This window comes from Staphylococcus caseorum, from assembly GCF_049943195.1.
In the GTDB taxonomy this organism is placed as follows: domain Bacteria; phylum Bacillota; class Bacilli; order Staphylococcales; family Staphylococcaceae; genus Staphylococcus; species Staphylococcus equorum_A.
On sequence record NZ_JBNFUA010000001.1, the window covers coordinates 1,431,610 to 1,451,363 of the forward strand.

General features: G+C 31.9%; 22 protein-coding genes and 2 tRNA genes. 9 read left to right on the forward strand and 15 right to left on the reverse strand.

Annotated features, from left to right (window positions below):
- Positions 1–78: 78 nt before the first annotated feature.
- Positions 79–1,017 carry a 1,4-dihydroxy-2-naphthoate polyprenyltransferase gene (locus ACP3TL_RS07405; RefSeq protein ID WP_065337683.1) on the forward strand — a complete coding sequence of 313 codons (939 nt, stop codon included), beginning with the start codon at positions 79–81 and terminating at the stop codon, positions 1,015–1,017.
- Between the two features lie 113 nt (positions 1,018–1,130).
- Here the strand turns inward: ACP3TL_RS07405 and ACP3TL_RS07410 are convergent, their stop codons facing one another.
- Positions 1,131–1,688 carry a GNAT family N-acetyltransferase gene (locus ACP3TL_RS07410; protein WP_069832174.1) on the reverse strand — a complete coding sequence of 186 codons (558 nt, stop codon included), beginning with the start codon at positions 1,686–1,688 and terminating at the stop codon, positions 1,131–1,133.
- Positions 1,689–1,863: 175 nt separating this feature from the next.
- Here ACP3TL_RS07410 and ACP3TL_RS07415 point away from each other — a divergent pair, with 175 nt between their 5' ends.
- Positions 1,864–2,076 (forward strand): TM2 domain-containing protein, encoded by a 213-nt coding sequence (locus tag ACP3TL_RS07415; protein ID WP_285326247.1) that lies wholly within the window; start codon positions 1,864–1,866, stop codon positions 2,074–2,076.
- A gap of 717 nt (positions 2,077–2,793) precedes the next feature.
- Here ACP3TL_RS07415 and ACP3TL_RS07420 read toward each other — a convergent pair.
- The 4 genes from ACP3TL_RS07420 to ACP3TL_RS07435 all read right to left on the reverse strand — a co-directional run bounded on the left by ACP3TL_RS07420 (position 2,794) and on the right by ACP3TL_RS07435 (position 5,483).
- A complete protein-coding gene (locus tag ACP3TL_RS07420; RefSeq protein WP_069818224.1) occupies positions 2,794–3,042 on the reverse strand; it encodes a GlsB/YeaQ/YmgE family stress response membrane protein in 249 nt (82 codons plus the stop codon).
- A 420-nt stretch (positions 3,043–3,462) separates the two neighbouring features.
- Positions 3,463–3,858 carry an arsenate reductase (thioredoxin) gene (arsC, locus tag ACP3TL_RS07425; protein ID WP_285326245.1) on the reverse strand — a complete coding sequence of 132 codons (396 nt, stop codon included), beginning with the start codon at positions 3,856–3,858 and terminating at the stop codon, positions 3,463–3,465.
- 18 nt (positions 3,859–3,876) lie between these two features.
- Entirely contained in the window at positions 3,877–5,169 is a 1,293-nt protein-coding gene (gene arsB, locus ACP3TL_RS07430; RefSeq protein ID WP_081325270.1) for an arsenite efflux transporter membrane subunit ArsB, read from the reverse strand.
- Positions 5,169–5,483 (reverse strand): ArsR/SmtB family transcription factor, encoded by a 315-nt coding sequence (locus ACP3TL_RS07435; protein ID WP_285336736.1) that lies wholly within the window; start codon positions 5,481–5,483, stop codon positions 5,169–5,171. The genes arsB and ACP3TL_RS07435 overlap by 1 nt, the downstream gene beginning before the upstream one ends.
- Positions 5,484–5,639: 156 nt before the next feature.
- Here ACP3TL_RS07435 and ACP3TL_RS07440 point away from each other — a divergent pair, with 156 nt between their 5' ends.
- The 3 genes from ACP3TL_RS07440 to ACP3TL_RS07450 all read left to right on the forward strand — a co-directional run bounded on the left by ACP3TL_RS07440 (position 5,640) and on the right by ACP3TL_RS07450 (position 7,081).
- Positions 5,640–5,960 (forward strand): ArsR/SmtB family transcription factor, encoded by a 321-nt coding sequence (locus ACP3TL_RS07440; RefSeq protein WP_069832170.1) that lies wholly within the window; start codon positions 5,640–5,642, stop codon positions 5,958–5,960.
- A gap of 88 nt (positions 5,961–6,048) precedes the next feature.
- Complete coding sequence (locus tag ACP3TL_RS07445; protein WP_277575803.1) at positions 6,049–6,933, forward strand: permease; 885 nt, start codon at positions 6,049–6,051, stop codon at positions 6,931–6,933.
- A 13-nt stretch (positions 6,934–6,946) separates the two neighbouring features.
- Entirely contained in the window at positions 6,947–7,081 is a 135-nt protein-coding gene (locus ACP3TL_RS07450; RefSeq protein WP_069832168.1) for an alcohol dehydrogenase, read from the forward strand.
- Positions 7,082–7,218: 137 nt separating this feature from the next.
- Here the strand turns inward: ACP3TL_RS07450 and ACP3TL_RS07455 are convergent, their stop codons facing one another.
- Entirely contained in the window at positions 7,219–7,632 is a 414-nt protein-coding gene (locus tag ACP3TL_RS07455; protein ID WP_069832167.1) for a universal stress protein, read from the reverse strand.
- A gap of 13 nt (positions 7,633–7,645) precedes the next feature.
- Positions 7,646–9,097, reverse strand: a complete 1,452-nt coding sequence (locus ACP3TL_RS07460; protein WP_069832166.1) for a SulP family inorganic anion transporter — start codon at positions 9,095–9,097, stop codon at positions 7,646–7,648.
- A gap of 109 nt (positions 9,098–9,206) precedes the next feature.
- Between ACP3TL_RS07460 and ACP3TL_RS07465 the strand changes: the two genes are divergently transcribed.
- Entirely contained in the window at positions 9,207–9,749 is a 543-nt protein-coding gene (locus tag ACP3TL_RS07465; RefSeq protein WP_069832165.1) for a recombinase family protein, read from the forward strand.
- A gap of 116 nt (positions 9,750–9,865) precedes the next feature.
- Here the strand turns inward: ACP3TL_RS07465 and ACP3TL_RS07470 are convergent.
- From ACP3TL_RS07470 to ACP3TL_RS07480, 3 genes are all read right to left on the reverse strand, one after another.
- Positions 9,866–9,954: transfer RNA gene (locus ACP3TL_RS07470), tRNA-Ser, on the reverse strand.
- Positions 9,955–9,956: 2 nt separating this feature from the next.
- Positions 9,957–10,031 (reverse strand) — tRNA-Asn (locus ACP3TL_RS07475).
- A 154-nt stretch (positions 10,032–10,185) separates the two neighbouring features.
- A complete protein-coding gene (locus ACP3TL_RS07480) occupies positions 10,186–10,749 on the reverse strand; it encodes a competence protein ComK (protein ID WP_069818213.1) in 564 nt (187 codons plus the stop codon).
- Positions 10,750–11,001: 252 nt separating this feature from the next.
- On the opposite strand from ACP3TL_RS07480, the gene ACP3TL_RS07485 reads away from it, so the two are divergent.
- On the forward strand, positions 11,002–11,220 hold the full coding sequence (locus ACP3TL_RS07485) for an IDEAL domain-containing protein (protein ID WP_069818212.1): 219 nt from the start codon (positions 11,002–11,004) through the stop codon (positions 11,218–11,220).
- Positions 11,221–11,319: 99 nt separating this feature from the next.
- Here ACP3TL_RS07485 and lplA read toward each other — a convergent pair whose 3' ends face one another.
- On the reverse strand, positions 11,320–12,309 hold the full coding sequence (gene lplA / locus ACP3TL_RS07490; RefSeq protein WP_069818211.1) for a lipoate--protein ligase: 990 nt from the start codon (positions 12,307–12,309) through the stop codon (positions 11,320–11,322).
- Positions 12,310–12,509: 200 nt separating this feature from the next.
- Between lplA and ACP3TL_RS07495 the strand changes: the two genes are divergently transcribed.
- Together ACP3TL_RS07495 and ACP3TL_RS07500 are read left to right on the forward strand one after the other, a co-directional pair.
- Positions 12,510–12,695 (forward strand): YkvS family protein, encoded by a 186-nt coding sequence (locus tag ACP3TL_RS07495; protein ID WP_002508073.1) that lies wholly within the window; start codon positions 12,510–12,512, stop codon positions 12,693–12,695.
- Positions 12,696–12,701: 6 nt separating this feature from the next.
- A complete protein-coding gene (locus tag ACP3TL_RS07500; RefSeq protein WP_065337672.1) occupies positions 12,702–13,304 on the forward strand; it encodes a CPBP family glutamic-type intramembrane protease in 603 nt (200 codons plus the stop codon).
- 236 nt (positions 13,305–13,540) lie between these two features.
- Here the strand turns inward: ACP3TL_RS07500 and ACP3TL_RS07505 are convergent, their stop codons facing one another.
- From ACP3TL_RS07505 to ACP3TL_RS07520, 4 genes are all read right to left on the reverse strand, one after another.
- On the reverse strand, positions 13,541–15,049 hold the full coding sequence (locus tag ACP3TL_RS07505; protein WP_069832164.1) for a bifunctional metallophosphatase/5'-nucleotidase: 1,509 nt from the start codon (positions 15,047–15,049) through the stop codon (positions 13,541–13,543).
- A gap of 171 nt (positions 15,050–15,220) precedes the next feature.
- Positions 15,221–16,579: a TrkH family potassium uptake protein gene (locus ACP3TL_RS07510; RefSeq protein WP_069818209.1), complete on the reverse strand. Its 1,359-nt coding sequence runs from the start codon at positions 16,577–16,579 to the stop codon at positions 15,221–15,223.
- 18 nt (positions 16,580–16,597) lie between these two features.
- A complete protein-coding gene (locus tag ACP3TL_RS07515; RefSeq protein WP_069832163.1) occupies positions 16,598–18,382 on the reverse strand; it encodes a S1C family serine protease in 1,785 nt (594 codons plus the stop codon).
- 284 nt (positions 18,383–18,666) lie between these two features.
- On the reverse strand, positions 18,667–19,470 hold the full coding sequence (locus tag ACP3TL_RS07520) for a TerC family protein (RefSeq protein WP_069832162.1): 804 nt from the start codon (positions 19,468–19,470) through the stop codon (positions 18,667–18,669).
- Positions 19,471–19,754: the final 284 nt, after the last annotated feature.

A 19,754-nucleotide genomic window follows, 5' to 3' on the forward strand; every position in this document is an offset into this window, starting at 1 on the left:
GACCTTTACAAGTTCTTCCATTAAAATAAATTTGATAAAAAATATTTTAATATAAAAGAATTCGAGGTATAAAATTTTATGGCATCTCAATATCAACAATATTCTACTGTCAGAAAATACTGGCACTTAATGAGACCACATACTTTAACCGCTGCTGTGGTACCAGTACTTGTTGGTACTGCTACTGCAAAAATATTCCTACTCGGTAGTGAAGATCATCTAAGTCTTGCTTTGCTTTTAGCCATGTTAATCGCTTGTTTATTAATTCAAGCTGCAACAAACATGTTTAATGAATACTATGATTTCAAAAAAGGGTTAGATGACCACACTTCTGTAGGAATCGGTGGTGCAATCGTTCGAAATGGCATGAGTCCTAAGTTAGTCATGAATATAGCCATTGCATTTTATGTCATTGCTGCTTTACTAGGACTATTTATAGCCATCAACAGTTCGTTCTGGCTCATACCAATTGGACTTGTGTGTATGGCAATCGGCTATTTATATACGGGTGGACCGTTCCCTATTTCTTGGACTCCTTTTGGTGAAGTATTCTCTGGAATTTTCATGGGTATGATTATTATTTTAATTGCATTCTTCATTCAAACAGGTAATTTACAAAGTCTAGTTGTTTGGATCAGTCTTCCAATTGTTATAACAATCGGTTTAATCAATATGGCTAATAATATTCGTGACCGTGTTAAAGATAAAGAAAGTGGTCGTAAGACATTACCTATTTTATTGGGTAAAAATAACTCTATACGCTTCTTAGCATTAATGTACATTGTCGCGTATGCATTAGTTATCTATATTACGTTCTTCCAACCTGGTGGTTCAATTTTCTTTTTACTTGCTTTACTGTCATTCCCGCTACCTATCAAGGCTGTACGTAGATTCAAAAAGAATGACACGCCAGCAACTATGATGCCAGCAATGGCTGCAACAGGAAAAACGAACACATTCTTCGGTCTACTTTATGCACTTGGTATTTATATTAGTGCTCTGCTTGGTGGTATTTAATATATTTCTCAACAAACAACTTTAACCAAGCAATCAAATAAAGTAAGTATTACTTTTTCGATCTTCATACTCATGAAGATCGATTTTTTTTTACTTTTTAAACGAATAAAAGCTCAGTCTTTTACATGTACCATGTGATAATGCATATGACCGTATAAATCAAATTCACTTGTAGATTGGAACCCTAATTTTTTATAAACATGTAACGCCCCATCATTGAGTAAATCACAATTTAAGCTCCATTTTTCATCTGGATACGTCTCTAATACATGTTTAATTAATTTAGTAGCGACACCTTGCCCTCTGAATTCTGGAAAGGTAGCAACTGTTTCTATATACCATTCATCATCATTAGCTTCTTTCATTGGCATCGGCGTCCCATAAGCTCTAATGTCTTCATCTAATTCCATATCTAACCAAGCCTTTTCAAGCTCTAATTCTTTATCACCAGGGTATGCAATTAAGCAACCTGCAATTTCACCATCGATTTCGTATATCCAAGTGTTACTATAATGGCCTCTATATTGTACATCCACCATACTTTGTTCCATAATTTTTAGTAATCTCTCTTTTTCAGTATATTCCACTAAGTCAATGTCTAATTGACTCCAAATGATATAACATAATTTTGCAATTTCATGCTTATCGTTAAGTTTAGCTTTTCTAATCATTTGTATGCTCCTTATTATGTTTATTTAACTATATTATATATGAATTAAATAAAAAGTTCGAAACAATAATTGGCTTTTTACGATAATTTGTTTTTCATTGATTGTTTTCGATTGTTGAATCACTTAATATAAGAGATAATTAAGATAACAATTTTAAAATGAAAGGACTAGACATATGAAAGTAAATAAAGTCATTTACATTGTACTTGCATTTATACTCGGTTGGTGTGGTATTCATAAATTTTACTCAAATCAACTTTTACAAGGTATTATACATTTAGTGTTCTTTTGGACAGGCATTCCATACATTATCGCTATCATTAGTGGTATCATTACGATTTTCTTTAACAAAGCAGATGAAGACGGTCTTATTTCTTTTGGAAAATAAGCATTATTTTATTAAAAGTTAAAAATTTTTCTATTTTCTCCAATATTCCATCGAAAATTGGGTAAAGAAACTATACAGCAAATTAAGGAAATTTGAATTGTAACTTAGGAGGATTAATAATGAAAAATATTATATCACGTGTTTTCAGATCTGTAGTAGTAGGCTTTATTATAAAAGGAATCAAAAACTTAATAAGTAAAAAATAGATTTCACATACATTGAAGTTTACGAAAAGAATAAAAAAAGCTAATCGTTTCTAAAAAAAACGGTTAGCTTTTTTATTTATATACAGACCTATCAATATTATTAAAATTTAAAAAAACGCCCACCAAATAGTGAGTAGCAGAGTGTCGACAAAATCTATGACTTTGTTGGCAGTTTTTTATGCACGCTTTCCACGGACACTGTCTCAGCCTGTAGTCTTTGACTAGTGCTTTTCCCACAGGAGTCGGCCCAAATCACTGCTGTTTTTTAAAACAAAAACAATATCATCAATTACAATTATTCATTGATTGCATTCATATAAAGGCAAAAACACAAAATAAATATATACTTGAATTAGAAAAAACATTCATTCCATTTCATGTAAGTATTAAACAATGAAATGAAAGAACAAAGATTCCCTCAAGGGAATAGTATCTATTAAAAAAACCAAATGCTTTATAGCAAATGGTTTGTCTAAGTTCTAACACCCACCAAGTGGTGAGTGATTATATACTATTTTCTAATTGCTTTCATAATAAGTGAAACAATTAGGATTAATACGATTGCCCCGATTAAAGCTGGTAAGATTGGAACGCCACCTAAAACTGGTCCCCAAGTGCCTAATAATCTACTACCTATAGCTGAACCGATTAAACCTGCAATAATATTACCAATAATTCCACCTGGAATATCTTTACCTAAAATTGCGCCGGCTAACCAGCCAATTAAACCGCCTACTATAATCATAATAATAAAGCCCATATATATCTCTCCTATTTTCTTATTTTATCACATTGCATAGCTTACCACTTTTTTTGTTTATATACAACATCGTAAACAATATTCATTGTAAAAATAATTTTATTTTTTCTTACAATATCTTGAGTTAAAATCAAAAACTTATTACCTCGTATTATTGGTAAAGATCTAAGCATATCTAATTTTTATAATCTTATTGTTTATAATATACTTTTTCCCTAGTTAGTTCTCAAAAAACATTACTATTATTTAAAACTTAAATTCCTATCTACTGTAATTATTAATACATCGCTACTTTGACATAAAAAACCTTCAAAGTTTTCACTTTTAGTGTCTACTTTGAAGGTTTTTCATTATTTTTCTGATTTAATTCATACTCATTTTTAAGTTCATCATTTAAAAATAACAAATAAATTTAAATGCTTATAGCTCTTTAAATCGTTTAATTGTATCGCCCATTTCATCTCTTACACGTTGAAATTCTGACCATGCTTTACCTGCTGGATCATCAAAGCCCCAATGTTCTTTTTTTACATTAGGTGGGATAACTGGACAATTATCATCAGCATCACTACAAAGTGTAACAACGAGGTCCGACTGTTTTAAAATATTACTATCAATCATGTCGGATGTATGATTTGAAATATCAATGTTTACTTCTTTCATCGCTTCTATCGCCTTGGGATTTACGCCATGCGTTTCGATACCTGCTGAGTAAACATTCCATTCTTCGCCTAGTATTTCTCTTCCCCAGCCTTCAGCCATTTGACTACGACAAGAATTACCAGTACATATAAAGTAAATTGTTTTTTTATTCATCTATTACTACCTCTCTTTTTAGAAAATAATTAGTGTTAAATATAAACCTAATAGGGTTACAAATAAAACAGGGATCGTGATAATAATTCCCGTTTTGAAATATACGCCCCAGGATATTTTCACTCCTTTTTGAGTTAACACGTGTAACCAAAGAAGTGTGGCTAAAGAGCCGATTGGTGTTATTTTAGGGCCTAAATCAGATCCAATAATGTTGGCATAAATCATACCTTCTTTTAATAATCCTGTGGCACTCGATTGACCAATTGCTATTGCATCTATTAATACAGTTGGCATGTTGTTCATAATAGATGAAAGAAATGCAGCTATAAAGCCCATGCCCATGATACTACTAAACAAGCCGTAACTTGAAATATTTGTTAGTACATCTCCAAGTAAAGTCGTAATGCCGACATTCTTCAAACCAAAGACGACGAGATACATACCAATGGAGAATAAAACAATATTCCATGGCGCACCTTTAATTACTTGTTTCGTATGTACCGCTTTAGATTTACGCGCTAATAATACAAATATTAAAGCAATGATACCAGCAATAATAGATACTGGAATATTTATAAACTCGCTTATTAAATAACCAACGAGTAAGAAAGCAAGTACAATCCAAGAGATGTTAAAAAGTTTTTTATCTTTAATCGCTTCTCTTGGTTCTCTGATATTTACTTCGTTAAATTTGCCAGGAATAGATTTTCTAAAATACAACCATAAAACAAGAATGCTTGCAATCAACGAGAATATATTAGGTATAATCATTTTACTTAAGTATTCAATAAAACCTATATCGAAATAATCCGCAGAAACTATATTAACTAAATTACTAACAATAAGTGGTAATGAAGTTGTATCTGCAATAAAACCACTAGCAATGATAAATGGAAATATTGCTTTTTTATCAAAGCCTAAATTACGTACCATCGCTAATACAATAGGTGTAAGTATTAAAGCTGCACCATCATTTGCGAAGAAGGCTGCTACAACTGAACCCAAGAGCATGATAAAGATAAACATCTTCAAGCCATTACCCTTTGATGCTCTAACCATATGTATAGCAGACCACTCAAAGAACCCAATTTCATCTAATATGAGTGAAATTAGAATAACAGCAACAAACGTTAAAGTCGCATTCCAAACGATTCCAGTAACTTCCAGTACATCTGAAAAGCTCACAACGCCGGTGATTATAGCAACTACAGCACCTATTAATGCAGTAATACCAATATCTAAACCTTTAGGCTGCCAAATAACAAAAATTAACGTTAATACAAAGATTGTGATTGCTAATATCGTCATCATTAACACTCACCTGACTTCATATCTTTACAAACACATAATTCATTTGTAGTATTTATTAGATTTAAACTTTGATTAATTTGTTCAAATACATCGTGGTTAAGCTGATACATGCGCTTATTCCCCTCTTTTCGTGTAGTAATTAACTCACACTCTACTAACGATTTCATATGATGACTTAACGTTGGCTGAGAAAATTGAAAATGTTCAAATACATCACATGCACATAACTCACCACAAGAAAGTAAATCCAAAATTTCTAACCTACTAGGGTCAGATAAAACTTTTAATACGATCGATATTTCTTTATATGACACGTTTATCTCCCCTCTCACAAGTACATAGAATACCATCTATATAGATGGTTGTCTATATGATATTAATAATGTTATAAATTGAAATTTGAAATAATCGTCATGATATATTATAATTGATACATCAAAAAAAATTGATTAATTAGAAAGGTGTAACTCATGAACATTATAAAAAATGTGAATCATTTAAATGAAGATGACAAATTAACCTATTATGAAAATATGTTCAATGCACTCGCTGACAAAAACCGCTTAAAAATACTTAATCAAATTAGTCAGAGTCCTAATAAATCACTATGTGTATGTGACTTAGAAGCGCTATTAGATTTAAAACAATCTAAACTTTCTTATCATTTAAAAAAATTAGTCGATGCACAGATTTTAATTCTTGAAAAGCACGGTACATGGAACTACTACAAAATCAACGAAGCACACATCCAAGTCGTATTAACTGAAGATACTTGCTGTAACATATTGTAGTTTTCATCTTATTTAACATTAAATTAATTAATTTTATCGATTAATATATCAAAAAAAGTTGATTAATATATTTAGAGGAGCTTCACCAATGACAGAGTCAATCATCGAATTCATCAAAACATTTTTAATGTTATTTTTTGAATTGTTAGTACTATTTATAATTGTAAGTTTTATCGTAAGTTTAATTCAACAACTCGTTTCGGAAGATAAAATACGAAGACTGTTGAGCAAACCTAACAAAGCAACAAACTATGTATTGGGTATGACTTTTGGAGCTATTACACCGTTTTGTTCTTGTTCCACTATTCCTATTCTTGCCGGATTATTAAACTCAAAAGTTCCATTTGGTCCAGCTATGAGTTTCTTAATCGCTTCCCCACTCATGAATCCACTCATGATATTTATGCTATGGATTCTATTAGGTTGGAAAGTTGCTGTTGTTTATTTTATTGTCTTAGCATTTTTCAGTATTTTAACAGGTCTTGTATTTTCAAAAATGAATCTGGCAGAGAGTTATAAAAGCGTTACTGTTAAAGGGGATGGTTTCTTCTCAAATAAATCAGGATCTCGTGTTAAGCAAGCGCTAAATGATGCTTGGGCTTTCCTATATCCAATGTTGCCTTATTTAATTATTGGTGTATTTATAGGAGCATTTATTTATGGATTTATTCCTGAAGCATTTATAACTCAATATGCAAGTGGCGATGGTATTATCTCAGTTGTTATTGCTTCTGTTATTGGTATTCCAATGTATATCAGACCAGAAACAATGTTGCCTATAGCTGAAGCATTAGTATCTAAAGGCATGTCATTAGGTACGGTGGTGGCGTTAATTATAGGTGGTGCAGGCGCAAGTATTCCTGAAGTCATATTGTTATCCAAATTATTTAAAAAGAAATTTGTAATATTTTTTATTATAGCAATTTTAGTCGTAGCAATTGCTACTGGTCTAATTGTTAACTTAATTATTTAAGGAGGTGTAGTAATTGGGTATCAAAGATGCATTAAAAAAATTAAAACCACAAGAACAATCATGTTGTTCAGTAGAAATTGAAGAACATACGGATAAAAAAGAAGAAAATAACGAAAAAAAAGAAGAAGACAATAAAAATTGTTGCTAGTTTTCTCAAATTTTAAAAATTAAAAAACGTACACACAAAGGAATCTTCCGTAAATTCAGAAGATTCCTTTGTGTGTACGTATCTTTATTTCAAAGTCGACTACTTATATTTTAACTCGACATCATTTTAATAATGTTTTACTTTACGATAATTACAGGGATTTGCACGCGTTTTGCAACTTTATGACTCACGCTACCTAATACCATTTCTTGTAAGCTATTTAGGCCACGGGTTCCTAAAATTATAGCTTGATACTCACCCTCATTAGCAATTTTAACTACTGTATCAGCAGGAACGCCATGTGCAATTTTAACTTTATATTCGACACTCTGTTTCGTGAAAAATTCAGTGATATTTGATAATTTATCTTCTCTTTTATTATTTAAACCCTCACCCTGATTACCATGTAATACATCAGTTTTCGATTCATCAACATTAACAACTGTAAGTATCGTAACAATCGTATTTTCATCTATAAAATTTAAAACTTCTTTTGCTGAACGCAAACTGTTTTCTGATCCATCCGCCGCTAACAAAATTGACTTATACATAAATAGCACTCCTTTAATTTAAGTGATTTTCATTTAATTGGCTTAACTCAGACACAATTTTCCGACTATCTGAGTTCAATTTTTCAACATAGACAACATTATGCTTCTCTTCAAATTTTCTTACTATAGTATCTATTGCATCTACTGCCGAGTCATCCCACAAATGTGCATCATTAAAATTTAATTCTATTGTTTTATTTTCAACGTTAAAATTAATTTGTTCCATCATAGAATCAATAGATACAAAAAAGATTTGACCTTTGAAATACAAATAATTCACATTACTGTATTCTTCTAGAATAACATCAATTTTTGAAATTTTAGTAGCAAAAAACAATGCGCTGAAAACGACTCCAATTATTACACCAATTGCCAAATTGTGTGTCATTAAAACGATAATGACAGTTATTATCATAACGATAGCATCTGTTTTAGGTGCTTTTCGGATATATTTAAAAGAATTCCAATCTACAGTTCCTACAGATACCATAACCATGATACCTGCTAAGATAGGCATAGGAATTTGTACAACAATGTTACCTAATACTATAATCATAAATATCAGAACAATGCCGGCAGTAAAAGTAGACAATCTACTATTTGCACCTGATTTCACATTAATGACTGATTGACCAATCATGGCGCAACCTCCCATACCACCAAAGAAACCAGTAATGATATTAGCAATGCCTTGGCCACGTGATTCTCTATTTTTACTACTGTAAGTATCTGTAGCATCATCGACAATTTTAGCTGTAAGTAGACTTTCTACTAGACCTACAACAGCCATTGATAATGAATAAGGAAAAATAATTTGCAACGTTTCAAAAGTAAATGGCACATTAGGAATTAAAAAATGTGGTAGTGATTGCTTAATCGTACCTAAATCTCCTACCGTTCTCACATCAGCTTCAGTGTACATATAGATTGCAGTTAAAACGATAATAGCAATTAATGGTGCAGGGACTGCTTTTGAAAAACGGGGTAAAATATAAACAATTAATAATGTTATGATGACATATACATATGTTGATATTGATATACCAAAGATATGTTCTATCTGGGACATAAATATCATAATGCCTAAAGCATTAACAAAACCAATCATAACTGAGCGGGGTATAAATTTCATCAATCGGCCAATTTTCAGCAAACCTAAAATCAGTTGTATCGCACCCATAAGTATAGTGGCAGCTAAAAGGTATTCTACGCCATGTTCTTTAACTAAAGGGACCACTAATAGTGCTACAGCCCCCGTCGCACCTGAAATCATAGCAGGCCTTCCGCCTACAATAGCAGTTACAGTTGCTATTATAAAGGCTGCATATAACCCCACCATAGGATCAACCCCTGCTATAATTGAAAATGCGATGGCTTCAGGAATTAATGCCAATGCAACAACTATACCAGCAAGTATATTTTTACCAGGCTGATTTAACCATTCCTGTTTTAATGTTTCAATCATATTTACTCTCCTTTATAATAAATTATAAAATAAAGTATAACAGAATAGTTTCATATGTATACCCCTTTATGAAACTAACTTCAAAAAAATCTATAGGTGGTGCTTTCCAATGCATTTAGGCTACGTAAGGCCAGTCGTAATAAATGATTCAATGATAGAACAAAATAAGAAAATTGCAAATTATACAAAGAATATTTTTGAGGAGTCTCACGCTCATAATAAAAAAAGAATTCAATTAGAATTACTTTTAAATGAAAACTTATCTACAGGAGATACGTTATATATAACTGATTTATGCATACTTGCTGATTCTACCAAACATTTAGTAGATATATTAGATAGACTTTCAAAGATGGACGTTTCACTATACGTGATAAATTTAAAAAAATACATTAATAAAGCAACTAAAGAATCATTCTTAGAAATACTACATAATATAACTGATTTTCAGAGTGATATCGTTAAATTTAGAACCCGTATAGGGTTAGAAAACCACACCAAAGAAGGAAAAAATATGGGGAGACCAAAGCGAGATGATAAGAATCTTAAAGACGCTATAGAAATGTATATGAGTAAAAAATATACTTTAAATGAAATTAAAGAGAAAACGAATATAAGCAGAGCAACTTTGTATCGTCATTTAGATAAATAGTATTTTGTTGGAAAATGTAAAGTTCAAAATAAATTGGCCTTTACATTTTCTTTTTAGAACAAAAAAATACCGAAATCCTGTTAAGGACTTCGGTATTAAAAATCTTGTTTTATTAACGGAAACGGAGAGATTCGAACTCTCGCGCCGCTTGCGCGACCTACACCCTTAGCAGGGGCGCCTCTTCAGCCAACTTGAGTACGTTTCCAATGGCTCCACAGGTAGGACTCGAACCTACGACCGATCGGTTAACAGCCGATAGCTCTACCACTGAGCTACTGTGGAATAATTGATATCTCAATCAAGCACAAATACTATTATATCAACTACAGAGAAATTTTCAAGTACCTTTAGCAAAAAAATATGCGGAATATTTACACTAAATTAATATAATATTCCACATATGACATTTTTACATTTATATTTTAGAAATGTTTTGCTATTTATTTTCAAATAGAGAATATTTTGCTAATGCTTCATAAATATTTAATTGTGGTTTCGTATAGTCTATAGGAGATTCAGGATCAAAAGTAGCCACCCTAGCTGCTCTATCCATCATATAGTAATAATATATGCCATTTAAGTATTGATGATGCATACTGTGCGCTGAAATATTAACAACTATAGTTTGGTTATCGACAAATGTGACTTTACATTTTTTATCTTTTAAAGCTCTTATCGTTTGTACATAATGAATATTGATCCAAGTGTTTTCTTCTTTTCGGTCTGAATGTGTAGGAAAAAAGTAAGTAGGAAATAATGGAGTGAATAAAATTGGGGGTTTACTATTAATGCCAGTAATTCTCATTGTGTCTTCTTTTTTAAATACATAACTACTACCATAAAATCTACATGAACGATCTATAATTTTATGTGTCCGTTCCTTTACGATATCACGCTCCTCTTTATACTTTAATACACAAGTACCTTCATTTAGTCCTATAGATAAATTACATGGTTGAAGAACCATATCACCTTTTTTAATAATGTATTGTTGAATCATAGCTGACGCCTCCTTAAAACTTATGGTGATACTCAAATAATATAACACAAAGATTTTAAAATCAACTTATATAATAAAATATTTTATAAGTTTTCTACAATTGATTTTCAGTTATTATACTTTTGCATTTTCTTATTTTTTGAAAAGTTGCAAATTACACTTATATTTTCGGAAAAGTCTGACTATTTATTGATTTCAAAAATAAAAGGCTGTATACTATATGTAAATATAGATAGAGGGGCTGTGTTGAAAATGAAAAACAATACAAATGTTAAATACAATTCATTAGAATCTTTTGTATCAACGATTAATGATTTAGGTATTGAGTTAATCATTGATGAGTCGTTAAGAAATGTCCGTAAACAGCAGTTAGAACACCTCATTGACCACGCACTTAAGAATAAAAACGAGCAGGATTTCAAACGTTATACTGAAGAATACAGAAACCTGGAGGAATTTCTCGTTGGATAATTTAATAGATTGTTATTTAAAATAAGGTCTATTCCCTACTTACACCAATAAGTTAGAGAATAGACCTTTTTGAGTTTTATTCTTATTAATAACACTTACTTATGACATTAATCTAATGAGTTCATGGCGGTCGATATCGCCAAAATAATGATAAATATCGTAGTTTGAAAATGCTTCTTCAATACTATCAAATTCGTGTAACGTACCTTCTAATGCATTTTCAAGTTCTGTAATATCACCTTCGCCAAAGAAATCTCCAAAAATTCTTGCATGCTCAATACGACCTTGTTTAACATCTAATTTAATTTGAACGAAGCCTTTTTCAAACTTCTCTTCTCTTTCAAAGTTATATTTTGGATTTCTACCATAATTCCAGTCCCAAGTACGATATTTCTCGTTACTCAATTTTTCAATATTTTTCCAATCTTCATCTGTAAGTTGATATGTTTCGACTTGATTTGCTTCTCCAAAAATAGTTTTTAAGATAATATCCTTAAAGTCATCAATATCAATAGGTTCTTCAAGAAATTCTGAAATATTTGCGACTCTACTACGTACAGATTTAATTCCTTTAGATTTAATTTTTGCAGGATTTACTTTTAATGCATTCTGAACTTCGCTCAATTCACTATTTAACATTAATGTACCATGGCTAAACATACGCTCTTTCACTTTTACCATAGCATTACCTGAAATTTTAGCTTTACCTACTTGAATATCATTTCTACCAGTCATTTCAGCATCAACACCCAACGATTTTAATGCTTCAACAATTGGTTCAGTGAATTTTTTGAAATTATGGAAACTGTTACCATCATCATCTGTTATGAAACTGAAGTTTAAATTACCTTCATCATGGTAAACAGCACCCCCACCTGAGATACGTCTCACAACATCAATATTATGTGCATCAATATATGGTTTGTTTACTTCTTCAATCGTATTTTGGTTTTTACCAATTATAATAGACGGTCTATTCACATAAAATAGAAAATAGCTGTCGTCTTTCGGCATATTTTTTAAAACATATTCTTCCATTGCTAAATTTAATGTTGGATCTGTAATATCATTATTATTAATAAACTTCATCTATTGCACTCCTTTTCCCTATAAATATACCCTTACCTTATTTATGCTATATTTGCTCTGAAAATGCCAATCATTTACTTTAAATATGATAAAAAGTTTCAAAATCGGTTTATATCACACAATTTAATGGTTATTTGTTTATTTGTCCTAATTTTTTTTGTATAATACTATCTAGTTAGCATTTCTAGGGAGGACTAAAAATGACTGTTGCAGAAGTTGGAAATATAGTAGAATTTTATGATGGTTTAAAAGGACGTGTAGAAAAAATTAATGATAATTCAGTAATTGTTGATTTAACAATTATGGAGAATTTCAATGATTTAGACTTGCCTGAAAAAACTGTTATTAATCATAAGCGATATACAATCGTTGAACAAGAAGGATAGTAAAAAATGCATAGAATTTCAAAGGCTTTAATCTGGTTTCTTTTAAGCTTTATTGTATTTCACATCATCCTCTTCATTATGTGGGGAGAAAAACAAGAATATTGGTATTTATATACTGGCATCATGCTTATAGCTGGTATTAGTTATATCTTTTATCAAAGAGATATAGAATCTAAGAGATTACTTACTTCTCTAGGTGTTGGAATTATTACTGGTATCGTATTAATTATTATTCAGCTGATTATTGCAGCAATTTCTTCGGATATAAAATATCTTGAATTAATTAAAGAATTAACACGAACTGGCGTATATTTTAAATGGCAAATGTTAATAACATTAGTCTTTGTTATACCTTGTCATGAACTCTATATGAGAACAGTTTTACAAAAAGAATTGATTAAATTAAACATACCAAGTTGGCTTAGTATTATAATTACGGCGCTTTGTTCGGCTTCATTATTCTACTATCTAGATAATTTATGGATTGTTTTCTTCATCTTTATCGTACAAATTGCACTCTCAATAAGCTACTTTTATACGCGTAGAATTGCTACCACTGTAATAGCACAAATCGTTGCAGTAGTAATTCTATTAATATTCCATGCTTAACTTATTGTGGAGCTTTATACGTTCTATTAAAAATTTAAAACTGGAAGATGCTCATTAAAATAATGGTCATCTTCCAGTTTTTTTGTACTATATAAAATAAATATATTAGCAGAGTAAGCATTTTCAATAATTTCAACACTAAGCCATTCAAACGCTAGCCGAAGACTACAGGCTGAAACTGATGCCTGCCTTATACAAACGCGTATGAAGTCATATTTATATTACAATCTTTCAAACTATGTTATTACATTAAAGCTTTGTTTTTGATTTATCTTATACTGCTCATTTTTCAAATTTCTAGATATTAATTCTACCATTGTTATTTCGCCAGTTTCATGAATAACTGCATTTTCTAAATACTGTCTATAATTTCTATAACAATAATCTGTCATACTTACACGATACATATGATTCAGCCTAATGTTTTTTAAATTGACACGGTTAAACGGTGCAGCAGTCATATCAATAGTGTAATCCACGCCTTGCCAAAACGTACATAATGTTTCATCAATAATTGTTAAACTGAGTTCACCTTGGCTAAATTCTATATGTGAATAACCATATTCTAGAATATCTTTAATCTGCTGTCCTTTTATAGTTAAATCGACTGGCACGTCAGGATGTGGGTACGCTTTATATAATGCTTCATTGGTTACTGTTGCCTCTAAGCCCTCTTCTCCACTGGTAGGTAAATGTACACATGAAATATCATAATCAAACTCTGAGCGAATACCGTCGTGTAAAAGTTGTGTGAAAGGATGAGGTTTTGTAATAACATCTCCTAAACCATTTACTTGAGCAGAAACAGGTGTAACATTTAAAACTTCTTTCCCCCAATGTTCAACAGTTTTTCTATCATAAAATGTTAAGTTTAATAAATCCTCATCTTCCTTATACTCATTTAAATCAACGATTTGTGACTCCACATCGTCTAACTCATAAGAGGTAGTTCTTTGCTTAAAGTTAATTTTCACATGAACTAATTGTTCCGCATTTTGACCTGCTTGCACATACAAAGTTTGATCATCTCTACCAATAAAGGTTTGATGTTGATGACCAGTAATCAGTAAATCAATCACACCTAGCGATTGCATAATTTTTTCCGCTTCATTTACGTTTTGCTCGCGTTCATTTGCGGATTTATTAAGTTGGTTTATACCACCATGATATATGACTATGAGAAAATCCGGCATTTCAGTTTCATGAATAAAACGAATCCACCTTTTAGAAGCCACTAAAGTTTTATCAATTTGCAGCTCGTTCTCCATTTCAAAGTGTTCGCGGTTCATCAATCCGTCTGAAGTCAATCCAACAATAGCTATCTTGACCCCTTCTATCTCTTTTATCGTATATGGTGTAGAAAAATAAGGTTCTCGTGTACGCTTATATTCAATATTCGCCGATAGCCATGGAAACCTGGATAAAGAGACTGCTCTTGAAAAGAAGGATAAACCGAATTTAAATTCATTAGGACTGATACCACTTGCATCATATTGCATAGCATTCATCAGCTTTATCATAGGATGACGCTTATACGGCGCAACAACAGCATAATAAAATGCAGCCAATGAGCCTGCCAAACTACCGCCACTATCCAACAAAATCACATGTTCATTTTCTTTTCGTTTCGTTTTAACGTAAGTACCTGCTCTATATATATTAGAACCATGATCCCCGTTTAGAAAATGACTGTGCATATCTGAAGTTGTGATAACATCTATTGTAATTCTCTCGCTTTTTTTCATATGCCTCTCCCCTCATTTACCTAAGTTTAACATGTTTTTAAATACCCATGATAGCAAAAGGAAATATTACATTCTAAGAATTTTAATCATTAAAAACCCCTCTCTTGCACTATCGTTACAAGAAGGGGTTAACTTTATATTTAATCATCATATAATTATCAAAATGGAGTTTTAGCCAATTTGAATGCGTTCTTTCGGATAATGGTATTTGTCTGGCTCTCTACGGCCACCAATCATAATAATGAAACTGATAAGCCCTACACGACCAATAAACATCAGTATCATCAATACGACCTTACTCATCCCGCTTATATCATCAGTAACGCCTAACGATAGTCCACATGTTCCAAACGCTGACATCACCTCGAAAAATGCTTGTAGAAATGATAGTTTGCCATTTTCAACTACAAGTATCGTAATCGTACCTGCAAATGTAAGCATTCCTGCCATTGTAAAAACAGCAAATGAGCGTTGTACATCTGTCGTATGAATTTCACGATTAAATGCTTTAATCGAAGTTTTTTCATTATTATTGCTAAAGTTCAATAAGAATAAAATTAAGATTGCGAAAGTAGTCGTTCTGATACCACCGCCTACTGAACTCGGAGAAGAACCAATAAACATTAAGATACTCATAATTACATTCGTACCTTCTCCAAAATCACTTACATCAATAGTTTGTAACCCGGCACTTCTCGTTGTTGCAGATTGGAACAGTGCATAAAATAACGATTTATGCCATGTCATATTTTGAAAAGCATGATTATGTTCAAATAATAAAATAATTATAGCGCCAAATACAAACAATACTAAGTAAGTCATTGTTGTAATTTTTGCAAATAATGAAAATCTAAAATTAGGAATTCTATTTTTAATATATGCTTTAACTTCAATTAATACTGGAAAGCCTATAGATCCTAAAATGATTAAAAACATAACTATAGTTTGAACAAAATAGTCATTGGCATAAGGTATTAACGATTGTCCTGTAATGTCTAAACCGCCATTTGTCGTTGCAGATACTGCTACAAACATGCCCTGCATAATTGCATATTGCAAATCTGGATTATCTCTATAAAAATAAAATGCTAATAACGAGGCACCAACAAGTTCTATAATTAAAATTGTACGCACAATATCTAGAATCAGTTTAACTGTACCACTCATAGTATCTTTATTATTATCAAGCATAATAAGCTGACGTTCACGCATACCAATATGTTTTCCTAAAAACACCCATAGCATCGTACCTATAGCCATGACACCAATACCACCGATATTTAGAATAATCATAATTATGATTTGTCCAAATGTAGTATACGTCTCGACGATATTAACAGGTGATAAACCAGTCACACTCACGCCTGAAACTGCTACAAACAAGGAATCAATCGGGTCAACATTAACCCCAGATTTATGAACAAATGGTAAATTAAGCAATAAAAATGCTACGACAATTGCAACAATATAATACATCACTATCCCTTGTTGAGGGCTTGATTTTTTTAACAATTGATTGAAAATGGACAACGTTTATTCACCTCAACGCTACTTCAATTTAATCTTGATATCCTTAAGCTTACCGTCTCTGTATATTTTAGCTGGTAATGTATCCAAATCATCTTTATGATTAAAAATAATTTGTCTATATCTTAGATTATCTTCCAATTCTTTACCATCTAATTCTACTATGACATCATTTTTTTGCAACCCAGATTTTTCACCTGTTGAGTTTTCTTTAACATCACCAATTAATACACCTGATTTCACATCTTCAGGTAGTTGTATTGATTGACGGGTTTCATCATCGATATCGGCAACATTCATGATACGAATACCTGTATTAGGATATTTGACTTCACCTTTAGCTTCAAGTTCTTTTGCTATTGATTCAGCTTGATTTACTGGAATTGCAAATGCAATACCTTCTACATTATCCATATCGATCTTCAATGATGCAATACCTATTAATTTACCATCTCTATTAATCACGCCGCCACCTGAGTTACCAGGGTTTACCGGCGCATCGATTTGAAATGCATCCATTAATACATCATATTGTTCATCTTTATCAATATCTACAGGTATATGACGGTTAAGACCTGAGACGATACCTTCTGAAACGCTACCTTTAAAATCAACACCTAATGGATTCCCTACAACGATAATAGGTTCCCCTAATACTAAAGTGCTTGAATCACCCATTTTGATTGGTTTAACGTCGCTCCCAGACTTAACTTTGGCTTTAACTACTGCAATATCAGAGAATTTGTCTGTGCCAATAACTTTTCCTATTGAGTAGTCTCCATTGCCATATGTAATCTTCTGTTCTTTCTTGTCTCCTACTACATGCGCATTTGTCATGATAAAAATAGAGTCGCCTACTTTTTTGTAGACGACACCTGATCCTAGCTCATTTTCTTTACCTGCTTCTTGTGTCTCTTTCTCTGCAGAAGAACCTTTGTTGCTTGTATCATTCTCAACCGTTACTACTGATTTTGTAGCACTATTTGCGCTCTTCATCGTTGCTGTATATGACTTTTCTTTACCATTATTACTTTGGAAAATACTATCCTTATCATTACCGTTTTGATCAACATTAGTAAATATTGCGTTCATCAAAGTTAATAATACTATAACTGCAATAACAATAAGTACTTTCGGCCAATGCTCCTTAAAGAAATATTTAATTTTATCAACGCCACTTAATTGTCCATTTTGATTGGCGTGACTTGGTTCTTGTTGTTCAGTTGCATGCTTATTACGTTCTGTTGTTTGCTCTTTTTCCTGTTCTTTTGCATCTGGATCTTCATCTTCAACGTATGACTCAACTCGCGTTTGTTGTGCTTCTTCTGAATAAAAATTATTTTCTCCATCAATTTTTGACGACTGATTGTTTGATAGTGTGCTTTGGTCAGTAACCACAGTATCATTTTCTTTATTGTCTCGACGATAATTAGTATCTTGCTCAGATTTACTTTGAGAATGATAATTAGCATTTTGCTTCTGTGGGTAGCTTGAAGACTGTTCGATATCTGATGCCTGTTTATCACTTGGTGTATCTATATCTTCTTTAGAACCACTTTGTTTAGCCATCAAAGCCTGTTGTTGCTGTATCTCTTCTTGTGTTAGCTTTTCGATACGTGCTTTTCTTAAATTTTCTTTCACACGTTCCTCATTATTTTTGGCTAATTTTTGCGCTTTTTCTTCACGCTGTTCTCTGGCCTCATGCTCTAAATGTACACGTTGTTCACGTTCTTCATTATGAAAAAACTCACGTCGTTTACGTCCGTATTTTTCTTTAGGAATGACGTGTTTTTTATTTTGAGTCACCTTAATTCCCCCTAATCTTACATAAATCTTCACACTCTATTATGACATATCATAATAGAGTGTGAAGATTTATTTTGTTTTATAAAAATAGATACATTCTGATTATAATCACTTTCTTACTAAATTTCTAACTTTAAATGATATTATCAAATATTTTGACATATCCTTGCTCAATTTTAGTAAACGATACTATTAAAATTCCAAGATAATACCTTATTGTCTCCACATATTTTTCCATAAAAAAACTGGAAAAACTCTATGAGCTTTTCCAGTTACATTAATATTTACTTTTGTTTTTCTTTTTTCTTGTTATTTCTTAATGAAGTTAACCAACCAATAACTACTAATAATATCATGACAGTCCAGAAAATAGATTGCCATAACGTACTATGTGGGAAGTGTTCAGGTAAAACAGCGATTTTTTCATGTGCGAGCACCATAACCACCAATTTAATTCCTACCCAACCAACAATAGCAAAAGCAGCGCCTTCTAAACCTGGGTATTTGTTTAATAAATTTACAAACCATGTTGCAGCGAAACGCATAATTACAACGCCCAACATACCACCTATGAACATAACAGCAAACTGACCTAAGTCCATGCCGCCGAAGTGGATGCCAACTGCAGGTAATGTCACTGCAATTGCAAGAGCAGCAAGCATTGAATCAATAGCAAATGCGATATCTGCGAATTCAACTTTTAATACAGTGCCCCAAAACGCTTTAGGACTTGCGTGAATCTCTCCACCATCTTCATCAAAGTGGTGGTCATCTCCAGCTTCTTGTTCTTCTTTGTCTTTATTTTTAAAGAAGGATATTAAATTGCTAATGGACATGTATAGTAGGTATAGCGCACCAAGTGCTTGTATCCACCAAAGATTTGCGATAATACTGATTAAGAATAAAGAAATAAAACGGAATACTAATGCACCTAACAAACCATAAAACAAAGCTTTTTTACGTTGCTCAGGCGGTAAATGTTTAACCATAACTGCCATAACTACGGCATTATCTGCAGCCAATAGTCCTTCTAAAAATACTAGAACAACGAGCACCCATAAATAAGGTAAAATCATACTTGGATCCATATAGGACAACTCCTTAATTTTTTAAACATAAAAATAGAGACCTAAGCTAAGTTAGTGTATTGCCGCTATTTAATTTAGTTCACTTAGTTTTTTACACTAAAGAACAAATCGATCGCGTTATTCACTATTAGCAAAGGTCTCACTCGACAGTTTGTATCTGCCCATTTCACCGGAAGCAATTAAGCTTCGTAATGACGATAAAATGACTATGTTAAAAAGATATATAAAGTATTTTCCTTAAGCATATAAATGCATGCTTCATATATCTTTTTAATAACAGTTGA